At 67.5% G+C, this 19,180-nt stretch carries 14 protein-coding genes and 3 tRNA genes; 7 read left to right on the top strand and 10 right to left on the bottom strand.

Annotated elements, in window-relative coordinates; all coding sequences use genetic code 11:
* The first annotated feature begins 83 nt into the window (after positions 1-83).
* Positions 84-2,183, top strand: coding sequence for a diguanylate cyclase (locus IPK27_18545; protein ID MBK8069542.1), 2,100 nt, complete (start codon positions 84-86; stop codon positions 2,181-2,183).
* Between the two features lie 327 nt (positions 2,184-2,510).
* On the opposite strand, the gene IPK27_18540 is transcribed toward IPK27_18545, so the two are convergent.
* The 3 genes from IPK27_18540 to IPK27_18530 all read right to left on the bottom strand — a co-directional run bounded on the left by IPK27_18540 (position 2,511) and on the right by IPK27_18530 (position 6,832).
* Entirely contained in the window at positions 2,511-5,177 is a 2,667-nt protein-coding gene (locus IPK27_18540; protein ID MBK8069541.1) for a bifunctional acetate--CoA ligase family protein/GNAT family N-acetyltransferase, read from the bottom strand.
* A gap of 90 nt (positions 5,178-5,267) precedes the next feature.
* Positions 5,268-6,194: a histone deacetylase family protein gene (locus tag IPK27_18535; GenBank protein MBK8069540.1), complete on the bottom strand. Its 927-nt coding sequence runs from the start codon at positions 6,192-6,194 to the stop codon at positions 5,268-5,270.
* 23 nt (positions 6,195-6,217) lie between these two features.
* On the bottom strand, positions 6,218-6,832 hold the full coding sequence (locus IPK27_18530; protein ID MBK8069539.1) for an NUDIX hydrolase: 615 nt from the start codon (positions 6,830-6,832) through the stop codon (positions 6,218-6,220).
* 157 nt (positions 6,833-6,989) lie between these two features.
* Here IPK27_18530 and IPK27_18525 point away from each other — a divergent pair, with 157 nt between their 5' ends.
* From IPK27_18525 to IPK27_18515, 3 genes are all read left to right on the top strand, one after another.
* Complete coding sequence (locus IPK27_18525) at positions 6,990-8,453, top strand: amino acid permease (GenBank protein ID MBK8069538.1); 1,464 nt, start codon at positions 6,990-6,992, stop codon at positions 8,451-8,453.
* A gap of 151 nt (positions 8,454-8,604) precedes the next feature.
* A tRNA-Arg gene (locus IPK27_18520) sits at positions 8,605-8,681 on the top strand.
* Between the two features lie 76 nt (positions 8,682-8,757).
* Positions 8,758-10,839 carry a cation:proton antiporter gene (locus IPK27_18515; protein MBK8069537.1) on the top strand — a complete coding sequence of 694 codons (2,082 nt, stop codon included), beginning with the start codon at positions 8,758-8,760 and terminating at the stop codon, positions 10,837-10,839.
* A gap of 4 nt (positions 10,840-10,843) precedes the next feature.
* Here the strand turns inward: IPK27_18515 and IPK27_18510 are convergent, their stop codons facing one another.
* On the bottom strand, positions 10,844-11,065 hold the full coding sequence (locus IPK27_18510; protein MBK8069536.1) for a hypothetical protein: 222 nt from the start codon (positions 11,063-11,065) through the stop codon (positions 10,844-10,846).
* Between the two features lie 159 nt (positions 11,066-11,224).
* Entirely contained in the window at positions 11,225-11,809 is a 585-nt protein-coding gene (locus IPK27_18505) for a hypothetical protein (protein ID MBK8069535.1), read from the bottom strand.
* Between the two features lie 175 nt (positions 11,810-11,984).
* Here IPK27_18505 and IPK27_18500 point away from each other — a divergent pair, with 175 nt between their 5' ends.
* Positions 11,985-13,151 (top strand): PilT/PilU family type 4a pilus ATPase, encoded by a 1,167-nt coding sequence (locus tag IPK27_18500; GenBank protein ID MBK8069534.1) that lies wholly within the window; start codon positions 11,985-11,987, stop codon positions 13,149-13,151.
* On the opposite strand, the gene IPK27_18495 is transcribed toward IPK27_18500, so the two are convergent.
* Positions 13,111-13,995, bottom strand: coding sequence for a PhzF family phenazine biosynthesis protein (locus tag IPK27_18495; GenBank protein ID MBK8069533.1), 885 nt, complete (start codon positions 13,993-13,995; stop codon positions 13,111-13,113). The two genes, IPK27_18500 and IPK27_18495, sit on opposite strands and share 41 nt — an antisense overlap.
* A gap of 129 nt (positions 13,996-14,124) precedes the next feature.
* Between IPK27_18495 and IPK27_18490 the strand changes: the two genes are divergently transcribed.
* Together IPK27_18490 and IPK27_18485 are read left to right on the top strand one after the other, a co-directional pair.
* Positions 14,125-14,200, top strand: a tRNA-Ala gene (locus IPK27_18490).
* 9 nt (positions 14,201-14,209) lie between these two features.
* A tRNA-Glu gene (locus IPK27_18485) sits at positions 14,210-14,285 on the top strand.
* Positions 14,286-14,404: 119 nt separating this feature from the next.
* Here IPK27_18485 and IPK27_18480 read toward each other — a convergent pair.
* The 4 genes from IPK27_18480 to IPK27_18465 all read right to left on the bottom strand — a co-directional run bounded on the left by IPK27_18480 (position 14,405) and on the right by IPK27_18465 (position 19,173).
* A complete protein-coding gene (locus IPK27_18480; GenBank protein MBK8069532.1) occupies positions 14,405-15,706 on the bottom strand; it encodes a coproporphyrinogen III oxidase family protein in 1,302 nt (433 codons plus the stop codon).
* A 114-nt stretch (positions 15,707-15,820) separates the two neighbouring features.
* Positions 15,821-17,362, bottom strand: a complete 1,542-nt coding sequence (locus tag IPK27_18475) for an AbgT family transporter (GenBank protein MBK8069531.1) — start codon at positions 17,360-17,362, stop codon at positions 15,821-15,823.
* A gap of 149 nt (positions 17,363-17,511) precedes the next feature.
* A complete protein-coding gene (locus IPK27_18470) occupies positions 17,512-18,378 on the bottom strand; it encodes a hypothetical protein (protein ID MBK8069530.1) in 867 nt (288 codons plus the stop codon).
* 3 nt (positions 18,379-18,381) lie between these two features.
* Positions 18,382-19,173 (bottom strand): ABC transporter substrate-binding protein, encoded by a 792-nt coding sequence (locus tag IPK27_18465; protein ID MBK8069529.1) that lies wholly within the window; start codon positions 19,171-19,173, stop codon positions 18,382-18,384.
* Between the last annotated feature and the right edge of the window lie 7 nt (positions 19,174-19,180).

The raw sequence follows: 19,180 nt of genomic DNA, 5'->3' as shown, positions 1-19,180 counted from the left end.
CATCCCAGGGCCACTCGCCGTGTGCAGATCGGTGACGAAACGCAGCCAACCTCAGACAGCAGCCGCGAGCGCATACTGAAACAATGCGCCTGCCCGTCGTCTCCTGGCTGCTCTGGATCTGCATGCTGCTGGCCTTTGGCGCGCGGGCCGAACCGCCCGTTCCAGCGGAGAGCTTTCCATCCCAGCCACCGGCGGTGCATGCGCTGCGCTGGAACTACGATGCCGGCGCCAGCGAACTGCGCGATCGCGCGATTGCCCTGCGCGACCAGGCCAGCGACGAGGTCGCGCGCGCCTGGGCCACGCTGGCATTGATCGAACTGGAAAACGAGCTCGAGCACGAAGCGACCGTCTTCGCCCTGCTCGGAGAACTCGAACGCACGAGCATCAACCTGGCCGTGCCCGACCTGCGCTTTGCCGTGCTGACGCTTGCGGCGGTGGTCTACTCGAATCGCAGCCGTCTTGACGACGCCGCGGCCGCACTGGACCAGATGCAGGCGCTGCAGGCGCGCACGCCCAATCCGGACTGGCAAATGCTGACGGTGCACCACCAGGGTGTGCTGGAGCGCAAGCGCGGGCACTTCGACCTTGCGCTGGCGGCCTTCGAAGCCGGCGCCAAGATGCAACGCCAGCGCAATGAAAGCCTGTGGCTGGCGCACCAATTGAATTCGATCGGCATGCTGCATGGGCGTACCGGTCGCTTCAGCGATGCCGCGCTGGTGCACAACGAGGCATTGGCGCTGGCGCGCAAGGTGCGCAACCAGCCTGAAATTGCGCGCAGCCTGCGCCTGCTCGGCGTGCTCTATCGCAATCTTGACGACGAGGAGCGCGGCACCGAATACCTGCGCGAGGCGCTGACCCAGATCCAGCAGCGCAACCACCGCGAGGCGATCATCCTGACCGCGGAACTCGGCATCTCGCTGATGAACATGGAGCGCTTCGACGAGGCAGCGCGCTACATCGAAGACGCGGTGAAGATGGCCGAGGAGTCCGGCAACGCGCCGAACAAGGTCAACGCGTACAGCCGCATGGCCGACCTGCAGTTGGTGCGCGGCCAATGGGCGGATGCGCGCCGCTGGGTGGACCGTGCATGGGCCGAATACGACCGCGTCGCAGTGCGCGACCAGGTCTTGCTGGGCCTCAGCCGCGTGCGTGTCTACGGCGCGCGCGGGGCATCGGCCGAACTCCTCGCCCAGGCGCGCGGGACGCTGGAGGGCGCGCGCAGGATCGGCGACCGCATCCTCGAGCGCGCGGCGCTGGATGTGGTGGCCGACCTCGAACTGGGCCTGGGCGATGCCGCCAGCGCTTACGTCACGCGCAAGGCGCACCAGAAGCTCGACAAGGAACTGGCGATGGACATGGCCGGCCGACGCATCGCCGTGCTCGAGGCCAGCCTGGAACAGGAACGCACCGAACTTGAACGCCAGGCGCTGACCCACGAGAACCAGATCAAGGACCTGCGGCTGACGCGCCAGCGCTACCTGGGGCTCGCCCTGATCAGCGGCCTGATCGCCTTGTCAGCGGTTCTGGGTGTGCTCTTCTGGCGGGTACACACGATGCGCCGGACCAACGCCGAGCTGCGCGCCAACCGCGACCAGCTGGCGCAATTGCACTCGGCGCTGCTGCAGACCACCGAACGCCTGGAGCAGATGGCGACTACCGATGCGCTGACCGGTGTCGCCAACCGGCACGCGGTGATGCGGCGGATCGAGCTGGCCTGGCAGCGCGGCCGCATCGGCGGCAGCGGCTGCCTGATGCTGATCGACCTCGACCACTTCAAGCAGATCAACGACCGCCACAGCCACCAGGCCGGCGACGCGGTGCTCAAGGCCTGTGCCGAGCGCATGCGCGCCACCCTGCCCGAGAATGCGCTGCTCGGGCGCTGGGGTGGCGAGGAGTTCATCGTCGTGGCCGAGGCGATCGACGAGGCCCAGGCCCTGGAAGTCGCCGAACGCCTGCGCCATCGGCTCGACAACGAGGTGCCCTGGGATGCCCGTCTGATCCGCTGCAGCGGCAGCATCGGCGTTGCGATGCTCGGTCCGCAGCTGTTCAACACCGCGGACGAGTGGATCGCTGCCAGCGATCGCGCGCTGTACCGCGCCAAGCGCGAGGGCCGCAACCGCGTGCGCCTGGCCAGCCGCAATCCGGCCGACGACCTGAATCTGCAGACGCGCGCGACGGACTGACTAGAGGCTGAGAAGCGGGGCGAGGGTCAGGGGGCAAGGGGACATGCTTGCTGCGATCCACGCAGAATCCAGCCGAAGACCTTCAGACGCGCGCGACGGACTGATTCGAAGCTGAGAAGCGGGGCAAGAGGACATGCTTGCTGCGATCCAAGCAGAATCCAGCCGAAGACCTTCAGACGCGCGCGACGGACTGACTAGAGGCTGAGAAGCGGGGCGAGGGTCAGGGGGCAAGGGGACATGCTTGCCCCGCTTCACCTTGCCCCGCTTCACCTTGCCCCGCTTCACCTTGCCCCGCTTCACCCTTCCCCGCTTCACCTCCCCCCGCACTTAAAGCTCACGCCCCACCAGCACCATCGATGCATCCTCGGGGTCCGGGCGTACGCTGAAGCCCAGGCGCTGCATCAGTCCCAGCATCTTGGTGTTCCGCGCCAGCACCATGCCTTCCATGTGGGTCAGGCCGCGGCCGCGGGCGACATCCATCAGCGACTGCATCAGCTGGCGGCCCAGCCCCTTGCCTTGCCAGGCGTCGCCGATGGCGATTGCGAACTCGCAAGTGCGCCCGTCGGCATTGAGCATGTAGCGCGCGACCCCGGCGAATCGTCGCGCCGTGGTCGCTGCCTCGTCGGCTGCGCTTGCAGGCGCCGGTGTATCGACCTCCGCCACCAGCGCCATGTCGCGCCAGTAGTCGATCTGGGTATAGCGCGCCAACTGCCGCGGCGACAGCTCCTTGACACTCGCGACGAAGCGGAAATAGCGCGCTTCCTCGGACAGTCCGCGCACGAACTCCTGCAGGGTCGGCGCATCCTCGGGACGGATCGCGCGCAACAGGCAGGCGCTGCCATCGCGCAGCACCAGCGCGGTTTCCAGCCGGCTCGGGTACGGCATGATCGCCATGTGCCCGTATTCAAGTTCCGGCGTGCGGTGGCCGCGCTTGAGCACGATGCGCGCATCCACCACCGTGATGCCGTGCTCGTCGACGATCAGCGGGTTCAGGTCGATCTCGGCCACTTCCGGCAACTCGCACACCAGTTCCGACACGCGCAGCAGGACCGCCTCGACCGCGTCGATGTCGGCCTCGCCTGCCCCGCGCCAGCGACCGAGCATGCGCGAGGCGCGCGAGCGTTCGATCAGCCGCCGCGCGAGGAAACGGTTCAGCGGCGGCAGCTCCATCGCGCGGTCCGAATAGACCTCCACCGTGCGCCCGCCGGCGCCGAACAGGATCACCGGGCCGAACAGCGCGTCGCTGACCACGCCGATATAGATCTCGCGCCCGTGGCGCGGCGCCACCATCGGTTCCACCGCAATGCCGTCGATGCGCGCCTGCGGAGCGCGTTCGCGCACGCCGTCGATCAGCTCCTGCCACGCCAGCTGTAACTGGCGCGCACCGCGGATGTCGAGCATGACGCCGCCGACATCGGATTTGTGCGCGATATCCGGCGAGCTGACCTTGAGCACCACCGGAAAGCCGAGCTGCTGCGCGATCAGGGTGGCCTCCTGCGGCGTGCGCGCCAGCAGGGTGCGTGCCACCGGGATGTGGAAAGCCGCGAGCAATGCCTTCGACTCCATCTCCGAGAGCATCTCGCGCCCGGATGCCGCGACCTGCGCCAGCAGCAGACGCGCACTGTCCAGGTCCGGCGGTTCGCCCTCGGCCAGCGCCGGTGGCGTCTGCCAGCTGAGCTGCTGGTTGCGGTAGAAGCTGGCGAGGTTGCCGAAGGCGTCCACCGCCGGCTCCGGCGTGCGGAAGGTCGGGATCCGCGAACGCGCCAGCAGCGCGCGCGACTCCAGCACGCGGCGGTCGCCGAGCCAGCAGGCGATCAGTGGCTTGCGAAAGCGTTCGCGCAGATCGACCAGGCCCTGCGCGTAGACCAGCGGGTCGCGATCGGCCTTGGGTGCGAACAGCGCGAGCACGCCGTCGACACCGGCATCCTCCATGACCACGCGCACGGCCTCGGCGAATGTGCCTGCCGATACCCGCTCACCGATATCGAGCGGATTGGCCGAACTGCCCTCCGGGGCCAACGTGTGCAGATGCTCCAGGGTGGCCGGGGACAGCTGCGCCAGCGCCAGGCCGCTGTCCTGGGCCCAATCGGCTGCAAGAACGCCAGGACCGCCGCCGTTGGCGATCACCGCGAGGCGCTTGCCGGTGGGCCGGTAGCGCGAAGCCAGGCACTTGACCGCCGAGAACAGCTGCACGAAGAAGCGCACGCGCACCGCGCCGGCGCGGCGCAGGGCCGCGTCGAACACATCGTCGTCGCCAACCAGCGCGCGCGAATGCGTTTGCGCCGCGGCCGCGGTGGCCGGGTGGCGCCCGGCCTTGAGCACCACCACGGGTTTGACCGTGGCCACCGCGCGCAGTGCCGACAGGAAGCTGCGCGGCTCGCGCACGCCTTCGAGGTAGAGCACGATGCTCTCGGTAGCCGGATCGCTGGCGAGGAAATCGAGCACGTCGGCAAGGTCGATGTCGCGCTGGTCGCCGATGGTCACCACCGCGGAAAAGCCCACGCCCTGATCGAGGGCCCAGTCGACGGTGGAAGCCGCAAGCGAACCGGACTGCGCCACGAAAGCCACGCTGCCGGCCGGCGGCATCGGGCCGAGCAGGCTCAGGTTGAGACCGCGCGCCGGGCGTTGCAGGCCGAGGGTATCCGGGCCCAGCACGCGCACGCCATGGGTACGCGCGAGAGTCAGCATGTGCTCGACGGCGACGGCGTCCTCGGCCGCTCCGCTCAGCAGTGCCAGGCGCAACTGCCAGCGTGCGAGCGCGGGAATCGCGTGGCATACGCCGACCATGTCCATCAGCAGCCAGACCACGTCGGCGCGTATCGGCGGGGCGTCGGCGGCCAGCAGCGCGGGTGTCAGTGTGTCGAAACGCAGCTGGCCGCTGGCCACACGGTCGGCGAGCAGCTCCTGCGCCAGAGCCAATTCCGGACTGCCTGCGGCGTGCAGCACCCAGATGTGCTCCGGGTCGAACAAAGGCGTGAGGGAATGCTTGTCCATACGGTTTCCGATGATGGCTGCCGTCCCTGCTCCCTCCGGACCGGGACGGCGATGGCGGCTATCTAACCATCGCCCGCGCCGAGCAAAGGATCAGTCGAAACCACCGAGGACCTTGACGTGCGCCAGCACGCTGCGCGCCAGCGAGTTCAGGTCGTAGCCGCCCTCCAGGGTGGACACGATGCGCCCGTGGCAATGCCGCTGGGCGACATCGACCAGTTGTTGCGTGACCCAGGCGTAATCCGCTTCGGTCCACAGCAGCTGCGACATGTCGTCGTCGCGGTGGGCGTCGAACCCGGCCGAGATCACGATCAACTGCGGGCGGAAGCGCTCCAGCGCCGGCAGCCACTCGCGGGTCACCGCCCCGCGCAGCGCCGCGCCATCGGAATACGGCGGCAGCGGGACATTGACCATGTTCTCGCCAAGCGGATCGACGCCCGAAGCCGGGTACAGCGGGTGCTGGAAGGTGGACACCATCAGCACGCGCTCATCGCCCGCCAGGATGTGCTCGCTGCCGTTGCCATGGTGCACGTCGAAATCCACCAGCGCCACACGCGCCAGGCCGTGCACTTCCAGCGCATGCAGCACCCCGACTGCGGCGTTGTCGTAGAAGCAGAAGCCCATCGCCTCGCCGCGTGTGGCATGGTGGCCGGGGGGCCGCACCGCGCAAAAGGCGCGCGCGAACTCGCCGCCGATGACGCCATCCACCGCGCGGAGCAACGCACCCGCCGCCCGCCGCGCCGCGCGCAGGGTGTACGGATTCATGTAGGTGTCGGGGTCCACGTGGGTGTAGCCGGTTGCCGGCGATGCGGCATCCAGCTCAGCCAGGTACAGCGCGTTGTGCGCGCGCTGCAAGGCGATCGTCGGCGCCTCGGGCGCCTCGACGTGGCGCAGCCAGTCGAATACGCCAGCGGCGGTCAGGCGGTCCTCGATGGCACGCAGCCGCGCCGGACACTCAGGATGTCCCTGCCCCATTTCGTGGCGCAGGCAATCAGGATGGGAGATGTACGCCAGGCTCACGGTGTCCTCCTTTGCCGTAGAGCTTAGCTCTTCGTGTTGCCGATGGTTTGCGGCAAGACAAGGCCGCGCCGCTGCTGCCAGCGCTCGGCCATCCGTCGCAGCGAGGCATCGGGAGAGCGGAGCACGTCGGAGACCGCCACCCAGGCCAGTGCCAGCGATTCCTCCGAGACGGCGAATTCCTCGCTGCCGCGGCAATGCACGATGTAACGGACATCCCAATGGACGTGCTCGGGTTCATCGCCGCGCGCCGGGATCAGGTGCGCGTCGATATCGAAGACGCGCCGCTCAACGACCAGCTCGGACAACCCGGACTCCTCCAGCGCCTCGCGCCAGGCCACGCGCGCGAGGTCATGGTCGCCGTCCGCATGTCCGCCGAGTTGCAGCCAGCGCCCGAGCTTGCGGTGGTGCGTCAGCAGCACGCGCTCGCCATCGGCCGAGATCAGCCAGCAGGACGCGGTGAAATGACCGTCGCGACGGCTGCGCAGGCAGACGTCATCGCCGCTGCGCGCGAATGCGATGAAGCGCGCTGCCTCTTCCGCCTGCTCGGGATATTCGCTGCCGAACAGCGCCAGGGATTCGACGATGGTCTGGATCCCGCCCTCTTCCAATGCCTGCCTCCTTCGTGCTTGCCGCCCCATGGGGGCTGCCGTATGTTACCGCCCGCAATGGTTCAGCCACGGCTCAGGCGCGCGCCCTCGCAGGGTTCGCGTGATGGCTCGTGCTGGGCCTCCACCATCCACCGGCGGCGGTAAGCTCAGGCTGCCGGGTCGCCGGTTCAAACGAGGGGAAGCATCGATGATTTTCTGGCGCGTCAAACCGCTCGACCAGATCCTGGAGACAGCGGCCAAGAAGAGTCTCAAGCGCCAGCTGGGCGCGCTGCAGCTGACCATGCTCGGCATCGGCGCGATCATCGGCACCGGTATCTTCGTGCTGACCTCCGAGGCCGCGCAGAAGGCCGGCCCCGGCATGATGATCTCCTTCGTCATCGCGGCGGTGGTGTGCGCGCTGGCGGCACTGGCCTATGCCGAGCTCGCCGCGATGGTGCCGGTCTCGGGCAGCGCCTACACCTACACCTACGCCGTGATGGGCGAGTTGCTCGCCTGGATCGTCGGCTGGGCACTGATCCTCGAGTACGCCGTGGCGGCCGGTGCCGTGGCCGTGGGTTGGTCCAAGTACATGAACGGCCTGCTCATCAGCGTCGGATGGGAATTACCCGAGGCGCTGCGGGCGGGCCCCTACGACGGCGGCTCGTTCAACCTGCTCGCCTTCATCATTGTCTGGGTCATCAGCGGCCTGCTGGTCATCGGCACCAGCAAGAGTGCGGTGGTCAACGCCATCCTGGTGGCGATCAAGATCCTGGCGCTGACCGCGTTCATCGCCATCGCCGTGCCGGCCGCCAAGGTCGAGAACTTCGAACCCTTCCTGCCGACCGGCATGTTCGGCGTGTACGCGGCGGCCGCCTCGATCTTCTTCGCCTACGTGGGTTTCGATGCCGTTTCCACCGCGGCGGAGGAGACCAAGAACCCGCAGCGCAACGTGCCGATCGGCCTGATCGGATCGCTCGCGGTCTGCACCATCTTCTACCTGCTGGTGGGCTATGGCGCGGTGGGCGCGATGGGTGCGCAGCCGATGGTGGGTGCCGATGGCGTGGCTCTGCATCCGGGCAGCCCCGAAATGATCGCGGCCTGCAAGGGCTCCGAGGCACTGGTCTGCACCGGCGAGCCGCTGGCCCACATCCTGCGCTCGCTCGGCTTCGCCGGCACCGGCAACGCGATCGCGCTGGCCGCTGGCCTGGCGCTGCCTTCGGTGATCCTGATGATGATCTTCGGCCAGACCCGCATTTTCTTCGTGATGTCGCGTGATGGCCTGCTGCCGGCGGTGTTCTCGAAGGTTCACCCGAAGTTCCACACCCCGCACGTGATCACCCTGATCACCGCGGTGGCCGTGTCCGCCTTCGCCGCCGCGTTCCCGGTCGGCATCCTGGCCGACATCTCCAACAGCGGCACGCTGTTCGCCTTCTTCCTGGTGGCCGCAGCGGTGCTGATCCTGCGGCGCACCCAGCCCGACCGCTACCGCGCCTTCCGCACCCCGTTCGTGTGGGTGGTGTGCCCGCTGGCGATGGCCGGCTGCGTGTTCCTGTTCTTCAACCTGAGCGGCAACACCGAGGCCATGTTCCTGATCTGGGCGGTCATCGGCCTGGTTGTGTATTTCCTCTACGGCAAGAAGCACAGCGCGCTGGCCAAGGGGAATGCGGGCTGAGGCTGTTGCGAGGCACTCCGGGGCGCGGCTTGCCGCGCCCCGGTGAGCGCCGAGGGCAGGAGCCCGAGGCGGGACGCACCTGGCGAGGCCAGGATGGCCGAGTCTGGTGCGGCTATCCGACTGAGCCACCGCCAAGTAGCATTTTCCATGTGGGTCCGTAGCTCAGTTGGATAGAGCACCTGGCTTCGAACCAGGTGGTCGGGGGTTCGAGTCCCTCCGGGCCCGCCACTTCATGCAGCGCTCTCGGGTCCGCACGCCGGACTCGGCGGTGACGTGAGCCATCCGGCATGCCTAATATCGAGGCATGCACGCCGACTCGCATTTCCTCGAAAGCCTGGCCGTGGTGTTGTGCGTCGCCGCGGCGACCACGGTGCTGTGCCAGCGCCTGCGCCTGCCGGTGGTGCTCGGCTACCTGCTGGCCGGGGTACTGATCGGGCCGCATGCGCCGTCACTGCTGGTGGCGGACACCGCGATCATCGCCACCCTGTCGGAACTTGGCGTGATCCTGCTGATGTTCTACATCGGCATGGAACTGTCGCTGCGCAAGCTTGCCGAGGTCGGGCCCCGCGGATTCGCGGTGGTGCTGGTCGAGATGGGGTTGATGCTGTTCCTCGGCTACCTCGCCGGCCGGCTCGCCGGCTTCACACCGATCGAATGCGCCTTCCTCGCCGCGATGCTGTCGATCTCGTCGACCACCATCATCGCGCGCACTTTCGAGGAGCACCGGGTGGGGCCGCGCATCCGCGAGCAGATCTTCGGCACGCTGGTGATCGAGGACATTTTCGCGATCCTGCTGATCGCGCTGCTGACCACGCTGGCGACCACCCGCAGCCTGGACTTTTCCGGCCTGGCCGCGGCTGCCGGCCGGCTCGGGATCTTTCTGTCGGTGCTGATGCTGGTTGGCCTGCTGGTGGTGCCTCGGCTGATCCGCTTCGTGGTCTCGCTCAAGCGCCCCGAAACCACGCTGGTGACGGCCGTGGGCGTGTGCTTCGCTGCGGCGCTGGCAGCCCAGCGCTTCGAATACTCGGTCGCGCTCGGCGCCTTCCTCGCCGGCTGCCTGGTGGCCGAGTCCGGTGAGGCCAAACGCATCGCCACCCAGGTGCGGCCGCTCCGCGACGTCTTCACCGCAGTGTTCTTCGTGTCCATCGGGCTATCGATCGACCCCGCGCAACTGATCGCACAGAGCGGTTGGATTGCGCTTTTCTCGGCGCTGGTGGTCGGCGGCAAGTTCCTCGGCGTTGCCGTCGGCTTTTTTGCCACCGGCAGCGCAGTGAAACCTTCAGCGCAGGCAGGGCTGGCGATGGGCCAGATCGGCGAATTCTCCTTCATCATCGCGGGGCTCGGCGTTGGACTCGGGGCGGTCGATTCCACCCTGTTCCCGATTGCCGTCGGCGTCTCCTGCGTAACCACGCTGCTGACGCCCTTTGCGGTCAAGCATTCGGCGCGCGTCGGCGAATGGATCGACGGCCGCCTGCCGCGCCCGGTGCAGACTTTCGTCGCGCTTTACGGCAGCTGGATCGAGCAGCTCGCCGCAGCGCGCCAGCGCGGGTCGCTACGCAGCCGCGCCGGGCGGTTGTTGGGCCTGATCGTGCTCGATGCAACGCTGCTGGTCGCGGTGCTGATCGCCGCCGGGGCTGGCGCGGACGAGGTCGCGCGGTACCTGCGCGGCAAGCTGCCGGCGGTCGCCGATTTCGCCAGCTGGATCGTCGCCTTCGGCTTCATCGCGCTGGCGATGCCGATGGCGCTCGGCCTGTTCCGGCTGATCCGCGCACTCGGCCGCAAGCTCGCGCTGGAAGCGCTGCCGCCGGTGCCCGAGGGCGTGGTCGACTTTGCCCAAGCACCGCGACGTGCATTCGTCGTTGCGTTGCAACTCGGCCTGATGCTGCTCGTCGCCCTGCCCTGCCTGGCCCTGCTGCAGCCCTTTGTGCCGGGCGTGCGCGGCGCATTGCCGCTGCTGCTGGTGGTGGCGGCCTACGCATTCTGGCGCAGCGCGACGCAGCTGCAGGGACATGTGCGCGCTGGCGCGGAGGCGCTGGTGGCTGCGGTCGCCGTGCCGGGAGCCAGCGACCACGAGCAGGAGCAGGCACTCGACCAGATGGAACAACTGTTGCCTGGCTTGGGCGACCTGGCTCCGTTCGTTCTGACACCGGGCAACCGCTGGATCGGGCGCACCCTTGGCGAGATCAACCTGCGCGCCGTCACTGCAGCCACCGTGCTGGCGATCCGCCGTGGCGAGGATGCCGTGCTGACGCCTGACGGCAAGCAGGTCCTGAACGGCGGCGACATCCTGGTGCTGGCCGGAACCCATGAAGCCATCGACCAGGCCCGCGATTACCTCGCGGGCACTGGCGGAGCGGCCCGGGCGTTCCGGCCCGGACCGGGGTGACCGTTCAGCAGCAGTAGTAGCGCCGCGGCGGCTCGTACAGGGCGGCGTCCAGGATCGACCACAGGTGGACAATCCAGCCCAGGAACACCAGCCAGAGCACCGCGGCCAGGACAAACTGCACGATTGCCGCCAGCAGGCGCCCCTGCAGCAACTGACCCAGCCCGGCGATGAAGAAGCTCGCCAGCGCGGCAATCACATTTCCGGCGGAACCGCGTCCTGCACTCATCGAATACCTCCGCAGACTGCGCCCCGGAATCGGGCGCCTCGGGAGGAACTTCGCAACTTCCGCGCCAGGGTCCGAGCGCTCTGCGAGGCCGCGAACCGGGGAATCAATCGAAGCTGCTCGGCGAAATCCACCATAAAACAGCGGAGTTCGCCAACCGTGTCAGTGATCCCGGGCCAGGATTTCGGCCAGGCGCGCCTCGGTCAGCAGATGCGACAACTCGTCGATATCCGAATGGCGCTTGCCGACCAGTTCGATCACGGTGTCGAGGAAGTGGCGAAAGGCGCCTTTCTCGTCGCTGGTGGGCTTGATGTTCAGCCGGTTGCGATATGCCTGCCCCAGGGCACCGACGAATCGCTCTGCCATCGCATGTGGACCATGCGCAGGGGCGACCTGCGGTACCATCAACTGAGCCACGCGCACACCCAGCCGCTCCAATGCCTCGCCGCCAGCGTGGGCGAGGCGCACCAGGTCCTCGGCATCGCTCTCGTCGATTTCGCCCAGTGCGGCGAGCTGCCGGGCACGTTCCGGCAAGGCGTACAGCTCCTGGCGCAAGTCCGCCGTCAACTCGCGCGTCCGCGCGAGCAAGCTGCCGGATCTGCCGGCGGGATCGGCGGTCAGCTCCGCCCGACCATGGGCATCCAGCGCCAGCTCCACATCCTCGGTCAGGTGCCAGGCGCCGCTGTCGCTCCGCCCCAACGAGGCCAACAGGCGATCGCGCTGTTCCGCACTGAAGGAAAATCCCATGGCACCACCTCGATCAAGCTGAGCAGGAACTGCGGAAGCGATGGTAACGTTCGTGGCAAGCATGCGCATGCCGGATACGCCCAGCTTGCGCCTGCGTCTCGCGCCGCGACTGGATCCAGATCAAACCGGATCATCCGCGCCAGCGTTATCAATCAAGCTGGGCTGAGGGGCGCGTATGTGGGAACTCACCGATTACCTGAGGTTGATGGCCAAGCAGAAGGCGTCTGACTGCTTCTTCAGCGCTGGAGCGCCGCCGTCGATCAAGATCGAGGGCAACACGGTCCATATTGGCGACCTGGCACTGAACGGCGAGCAGGTGCGCAAGATGGCCTACTCGATCCTCAGCGACAAGCAGCAGAAGGAATACGAAGCCACGCTGGAGATGAATCTGGCGGTGCCATTACCGGATGTCGGCCGCTTCCGCGTCAATGTGTATCGCCAGCGCGGGGATGTCGCTTTCGCGGTCCGCTACATCAGCTCGGAGATTCCAGGACTGGAGCAGCTGAACCTGCCGGCGAAGCTCAAGGACCTGATCATGCTGCCGCGCGGCCTGATCCTGGTGGTCGGCGGCACCGGCTCCGGCAAGTCGACCACGCTGGCTTCGATGATCGATTACCGCAACCAGGTCCGCACGGGGCACATCCTGACCATCGAGGAGCCGATCGAATACCTGCACCGCCATCGCAAGTCGATTGTCGACCAGCGCGAGATCGGCTTGGATACCTTGTCTTACGAGAACGCGCTGAAGAACGCCATGCGCGAGGCGCCGGACGTGATCCTGATCGGCGAGATCCGCGACCGCGAGACGATGAAGCATGCGATTGCCTACGCCGAAACCGGCCACCTGTGCCTGTCGACCCTGCACGCCAACAACGCCAACCAGACACTCGACCGCATCGTTAACTTCTTTCCGGACGCAGCCCGGCACCAGTTGCTGATCGATCTGTCGATGAATCTGCAGGCGGTGATCTCGATGCGGCTGGTCAAGGGTGTCGACGGCACGCGCCTGCCGGCGATGGAGATGATGCTGCGCACGCCGTACATCGCCGACCTGATCGAAAAAGGTGAGATCCATCTGCTCAAGGACGCGATGAAGCAGGGCATCGAACTGGGCATGCTGACCTTCGACGAATCGCTCTATCGGCTATATATCGCGGGGCGGATCTCATACGAGGAAGCGCTCGAGAACGCGGATTCGCGCACCGATCTTGCCCTGCGCATCCGTCTCAATGCCCCCGCCGGACTCGGCGGTGGCCTTGAGATGGAAAAGATGGAAGGTACCGAGCATCAGGACAGCGGCTTCATCTACGCGCCACCGGCCAATGCAGAGCGCCATCGATGACGATGTGCGACTGCCCGCCCACCCAGACCTTGGCGCCTTCGAACTCGATGTCGATCACCGCGTCGCGGCCGATTTCGCGCCCCTGGCTGACGCGATAGCCGCGTGCCAGCGGGCCGTCCGGCTCGCCTTGCGCGATGTACGCGCCGATCAGGCCGTTGGCGGCGCCAGAGGCTGGGTCCTCGACGATGCCGACGCCAGCAGGAAATGCCCGTACCACCAGCTGGTGCGCCGGGTCGGCCGACCGCGCATACACGCACAGGCCCAAGCTGCCGGTTTCCCTGGCGACCGCGGCGATGGCGGCGTGGTCCGGCTGCCAGCTGCGCAAGGCAGCCTCATCCTCAAGTTCCGCCATCAACCAGCGGCGCCCGCCTTCGACCAGCGCCGGGGGCAATGCGCCGAGTTCCAGGCTACCAAGAATGGCCGCCAGTGGCGCGCGCGCCGCCTCGCCTTTGACCAGCACGCCCGCGGCGGGCGCCTGCACGTAGAGGCGTTCGATGCCGGCTTCCCGGCGCAGGCGGATCGGCAACAGCCCGGCACCGCACTGCTGGACCAGTCCGCCGTCATGCGCTTCCACCATGCCGGTAGCCAGCGCCGCGCACGCACTGCCGACTGTAGGGTGTCCGGCGAACGCGATCTCGCGCGTCGGGGTAAAAATGCGCAAGCGGTAGCTCGCCCCTGGCTCGGTCGCCGGCAGCACGTAGGTGGTCTCGACCAGGTCCGTCCATGTGGCAAAGGCCTGCATCTCCTGGTCAGACCAGTGCTGCGCACCGAGAACAACACCCAGCGGATTGCCGCCCCCCGGCCGGCTGGCAAACACATCGAGTTGCAGGAACCGCTCACTCATCGCCGATGCTTCCCAGTCCGGACGCGCCGATCATGCCCAATTGCGAGGCCTCCCGGAAAAATGGATGAAAGTTCGCATGCAAGGCTTGACAAGCATCCATCAACTTCTTATCTTGGCGGACTCAGCCGTGGGGCCATAGCTCAGCTGGGAGAGCGCTACAATGGCATTGTAGAGGTCGTCGGTTCGATCCCGACTGGCTCCACCAAGATTCAAAGTCCCCATCGTCTAGAGGCCTAGGACACCGCCCTTTCACGGCAGTAACCGGGGTTCGAATCCCCGTGGGGACGCCATATAAAAGAAGCACTTAGGGCTGCCGCGAGGCGGCCCTTTCTGTTTTGGGGTGAATCAAGGGGCATTTTCGGGCGGGCCAACTGCTGCCATGCTCATCCGACGCCACCAGTCCCGCGCGTCACCCGGTCCAGGGGACGGTGATCTCTTCGACATCCTCGTCGGGATCGAGTTCGGAGGCGATGTGGGCGCGCATCTTCTCACGGAACACATTGACGGACTCGAAGAACGCCGACATCTGCAATATCCACAGGTACATGCCGCGCTCGGTCAGTGCATAGCCGCGCGCGTCCTTGCGCAACGCGCCGGCCAGCCGCAGTGCGGTGAGTTCGGGCGCGAGGCTGGCTTCAAAGCGCGGACCGAGACGCTGGCGCATCCAGTCGCGATCCATCCGCAGGCCGAACAGCTTGAGCAGCATTTCGTAGCGATAGCGCTCGCGTTGCGCCAGCCGGCGGCTACCCGTGATCGCGGACCGGCCTGCGGATATCAGCTCGTGGTAGACGTTGAGCGAGAAGGTCGTCGCGTACATGACGCCATCGACGTAGCTGAAGGCACCGCTGCCCACGCCCACATAGTCGCCACTGTCGGCGATGTACTCGTCGATCCCCTGGCCTTCGCCGCGCGAAAAACACCACGCGGACGAGGGCCTGAACTCGCCGCGCAGGCGATCGAGGATGCGCCGGTAATAGCCGCGGACGCGACGCCGATCGAGCCGGCCCATCTTCGCCGTCATCTTGCGGCGTACGCTGTCGCTGGTCATCAGTGGGTAGAACGACACCTGGTTGGCGGCCGATGCAAGCACCCCGTCGATATCGCGCTCAAGGATCTCCGACGTCTGGTGCGGCAGGTTGAAAATCATGTCCACATTGAGGGTGGCGAAACGGCCGCGCGCACTTTCCAGATGCGCCTGGATCTGCGCACCACTGCCGTACTTGTCGTAGCGCTCCATCTCCCGCAGCAGGCCGTCGTCGAAGCTCTGCACACCCACCGACAAGCGACTCACGCCAGCTTGCACCAGCATGTCCAGGACCGCATCGGTCAGGTCACTCGGATTGGTCTCGACCGAGATTTCCCGGATCGGGAAGGACTCGCGAACCAGCGCCAGCGTGTCGGCCAGTTCGCCCGGGGCGACGGTGGGCGTGCCACCGCCCACATAGACGCCGGTGAAACTGAAGCCCGCGTCACGGTAGGTGAGGATCTCGCGGCGCAGCGCGGCGAAGTAGCGCGCCGCCTTGCTCTCGCGCCAGGCCACCCGGTGAAAGGAACAGAACGGGCACAGCGAGACGCAGAACGGCACGTGGACGTAAAGGTAAGCACTGCTGCCGGGTGGCGGTACCGGCGCCAGGGCCCGACCCGCGTCGAAATCCATCGCGCGCCGGGAAGCACGACGGAAATACGGCAGCAAGACGTTCTCGAACAGCACCGGAGCGGGCCTCCTCGGTCCCGCCGGAATCCTGCGGGAGCGGCGCACCGGTGTAAAGGAAGGCAGCCCCGAAAAGGCAATGCCTTCCGGCACCGGTCTCGGGAGCGGCAGGCCTCAGCCGCCCGGCGTGTACGTCAGCCCTGCGCCAGGCCCCAGCGGCCAGCCCATCAGGATCCAGAGCGCGAACAGCAACGACCATCCGATCAGGAAGGCGATCGAGTACGGGATCATGGTCGCGACCACGGTGCCGATGCCGGCCTTGGGCTCGTAGCGCTGCAGGAAGGCGATGATCAGCGCGAAGTAGCTCATCATCGGCGAGATGATGTTGGTCACCGAATCGCCGACGCGGTAGGCGGTCTGGGTCACCTCGGGCGAATAGCCAAGCAGCATGAACATCGGCACGAACACCGGCGCCATCAGCGCCCATTTGGCCGAGGCCGAGCCCATCGCCAGGTTGACCGTGGCGGTCAGCAGGATGAAGCCGACCAGCAGCGGGATCTTCGGCAGGCCGAGCGCCTTCAGCAACTCGGCACCCTCGACCGCAAAGATCAGGCCGAGGTTGGTCCAGTTGAACAGGGCGACGAACTGGGCGGCGAAGAACACCAGCACGAGGTAGGAGCCGAGCGTCTCCATGCTCTTGCTCATGCCCTTGATGACGTCGACATCGCTGCGGATGGTCCCTGCGCCGACACCGTAAGCGATGCCCACCAGCGCGCCGGCAATGAAGATCAGCGCGACGATGCCGTGCAGGAAGGGCGCCAGCGCCTTGAGCAGATCGGGCTCGCCGGCAATACGCAGGGCGCCGTTGGCCGGGACGGTCGCCAGCAGCACCAGGATCGTCAGACCCAGGGTGGCCGCGACGGCATAGGCCAGCCCGCGCTTCTCGGCGGGCGACAACGGCTCGATCTTCTCGTCGCCCTTGCCGTAGTTGCCGTCCGGAAACCGCCGCGCGACGATCTTCTCGGTCACGAACCAGCCGAGCAGCGTCACGATGGGTGTCGACGCCTGCATGAAGAACAAGTTGGCCGCGGGGCTCACGTGGTAGGCCGGATCGACGATCCGCGCGGCCTCCTGCGACAGGCCGGACAGCAGCGGATCGATAGTCCCGAGCAGAAGGTTGGCCGAATAGCCGCCGGACACGCCGGCGAAGGCAGCCGCGATGCCGAGGATCGGATGGCGCCCGGCCGACAGGTACAACAAGCCCGCCAGCGGCACCAGCAGCACATAGCCGATCTCGCTGGCCATGTTCGACATCACGCCGGCGAACACCACGATGGGCGTCAGCAGTACGCGCGGCGCGTTCAGCACGACGATGCGCAAACAGGCGCCGATCAGGCCACTGTGCTCGGCGACGCCGATGCCGATCAGGGCCACCAGAACCGTGCCCAACGGCGCAAAACTGGTGAAGTTGGTCACCAGGCTGCCCATGATCCGCTGCAGGCCCTCGGCGCTCAGCAGGTTGACCGGTGTGACCGCTTCACCGGTCTTGGGGTGGATCACGCTGAGGTCGAACTGCGCCGCGATCGCGCTGACGAGGATCACGAACAAGGTCAGCAGGAAGAACAGCGTGGCCGGGTGCGGCAGCACATTGCCGGCGCGTTCGACGCCAGCGAGGAAACGGTCTACGGCAGTGCGCGGCAGGGCGGAGTCGGTCATGGCAACGGCTCGCTGTGGCAACCGACGCGCGCGCAGGTGTGCGCAGTCCATCGCCTGAAGGGATCGGGAAGCGAAGGCTGCCTTCACGGACGTGAGACGTTCGCGAAGATTCGTGACTGCCAGACCCTTGGTTGCACACCCGAGCGAACTCAGTCCGGGCGCGCAGCCCCGCGCCAGAAGCGCCAGCGATGCCAGGGCCGCAGCCGCAAGCCGTGTCCGTCCCCGAAGCGCAACCCGGCATCGGCCGGACGCAGGCCGGCCTGCCACGCCTCCTGCAAACGACGTGGATCGCGCAGATCGCGCAGCACCGCGCCGGGCGCCTGCTGGTTGGGCGCCACCAAGGCCAGGCCGAAACGGCGGGCAAGCGCGCGCAACTGGGGATCGCCTGACGCCACCGCAGCCAGCGGCGGCGTCGGACAGAGGTCGGCGCTGCCCTGCCCCCAGAACCACAGCGTGTTCCAGGCCGGTACCCCGCGCGCGCCACGGGATTCGTTGCAGGACTGCTGCGTCAACACGATCTGCATTTCGTTGAGCCGCCGCTGCCAGCGCAGGTCCACCGGCAGCGCCTCGCGCAAATCGCAGCCGAGCAAGGCATCCGGCGCCAGCGTGGCCGGGTCGCCATGGCTGAGCGGGCAGCGAAGCAGCGCGCGGCCGCCGTCGATCCGCACCATCTCGATGGCCTCGTCGGCCAGCCATGGTCGCAGCGCCTCGAACAATCCGGGCAGGTCAGGGTCGTCGGCCTGGTCGACTGCCAGCGCCATCACCCGCGCGCCGCGCGCCTCGGCGCGCACATGCACCAGGTCGGCCGCCAGCCAGGGTGTCGCCGAGTCCGCCGACGCATCCGCCAGCAGCGCCGCCCAGGGCACCGGTTGGCGCCAGCCGAAAGCGGCGGCGAGTGCCGCGTCCAGTCCCGGTTCTGCCGCGCCCAGGGGATCGCCGCGCGCACACAGCGCATCGAAGCCCGGCAGCGCCAGTGCGGCAACCTGCTTGCGGGTGGGCAGCAGCCACAGGTCCATGGATCAGGCGGCCTGCGCGATGAGCTTGGACAGCAGCGGCAGGCCGTCGAGGATGGCGGCCGGGCCCGGCTGCAGGATGATCGCGCTCTTGATCTCGGCGATGGCGCCGCGCGCGACCGCCGGAATCGCCGCCCAGCCTGGCCGCGCGGCCACCCGATCGGGCAGGAACTTCTTGCCGCACCAGGAGCCGATGATCAGGTCCGGCGCACGCTGCACCACCTCGGCGGGATCGGCCAGGATGCGGTCGCGCGCCAGCGAGCAGGCCGCGCGCTCGGGAAAGATGTCCTCACCACCGGCGATCCGGATCAATTCGCACACCCACTGGATGCCGCTGATCGGCGGTTCGTCCCATTCCTCGAAATAGACGCGCGGCGCACGCGGCATACGGGCCGCGGCGGCGCGCGCCGTCGCAATCGCCGCTTCCATCTCCGCCACCAGCGCCGCGGCGCGCCCGGCCGCGCCGACCATCGCCCCCAGCCGCAGGGTGTAGCCGAGGATGCCCTCTACCGAACGGTGGTTGCTGATCCACACCTCCACCCCGGCGCGGATCAGCTCACGCGCGATGTCCGCCTGGATGTCGGAGAAACCGATGGCCAGGTCCGGCTTGAGCGCCAGGATGCGGTCGATCTTCGCGCTGGTAAACGCCGACACCTTCGGCTTCTCCCGCCGCGCCTGCGGCGGGCGCACCGTGAAGCCCGAGATGCCGACGATCCGGTCCTGCTCACCGATGCGGTACAGGACCTCCGTGGGCTCCTCGGTCAGGCAGACGATGCGGCGGGGGTGGCGGTCGGGCATGGGGTGC

The organism is Rhodanobacteraceae bacterium (assembly GCA_016713135.1).
In the GTDB taxonomy this organism is placed as follows: Bacteria; Pseudomonadota; Gammaproteobacteria; order Xanthomonadales; family SZUA-5; genus JADKFD01.
The sequence above is the reverse complement of the archived record's forward strand: the minus strand, read 5'-3'. Positions and strand labels throughout refer to the sequence as shown.

Coding starts and splice junctions, on each gene's coding strand:
- IPK27_18530 (MBK8069539.1), bottom strand. CDS start 6,832: ATGGGGCGGCAAGCACGAAGGAGGCAGGCATTGGAAGAGGGCGGGATC.
- IPK27_18470 (MBK8069530.1), bottom strand. CDS start 18,378: ATGGACCTGTGGCTGCTGCCCACCCGCAAGCAGGTTGCCGCACTGGCG.
- IPK27_18515 (MBK8069537.1), top strand. CDS start 8,758: ATGCACGCCGACTCGCATTTCCTCGAAAGCCTGGCCGTGGTGTTGTGC.
- IPK27_18505 (MBK8069535.1), bottom strand. CDS start 11,809: ATGGGATTTTCCTTCAGTGCGGAACAGCGCGATCGCCTGTTGGCCTCG.
- IPK27_18495 (MBK8069533.1), bottom strand. CDS start 13,995: ATGAGTGAGCGGTTCCTGCAACTCGATGTGTTTGCCAGCCGGCCGGGG.
- IPK27_18475 (MBK8069531.1), bottom strand. CDS start 17,362: ATGACCGACTCCGCCCTGCCGCGCACTGCCGTAGACCGTTTCCTCGCT.
- IPK27_18510 (MBK8069536.1), bottom strand. CDS start 11,065: ATGAGTGCAGGACGCGGTTCCGCCGGAAATGTGATTGCCGCGCTGGCG.
- IPK27_18545 (MBK8069542.1), top strand. CDS start 84: ATGCGCCTGCCCGTCGTCTCCTGGCTGCTCTGGATCTGCATGCTGCTG.
- IPK27_18465 (MBK8069529.1), bottom strand. CDS start 19,173: ATGCCCGACCGCCACCCCCGCCGCATCGTCTGCCTGACCGAGGAGCCC.
- IPK27_18500 (MBK8069534.1), top strand. CDS start 11,985: ATGTGGGAACTCACCGATTACCTGAGGTTGATGGCCAAGCAGAAGGCG.
- IPK27_18525 (MBK8069538.1), top strand. CDS start 6,990: ATGATTTTCTGGCGCGTCAAACCGCTCGACCAGATCCTGGAGACAGCG.
- IPK27_18540 (MBK8069541.1), bottom strand. CDS start 5,177: ATGGACAAGCATTCCCTCACGCCTTTGTTCGACCCGGAGCACATCTGG.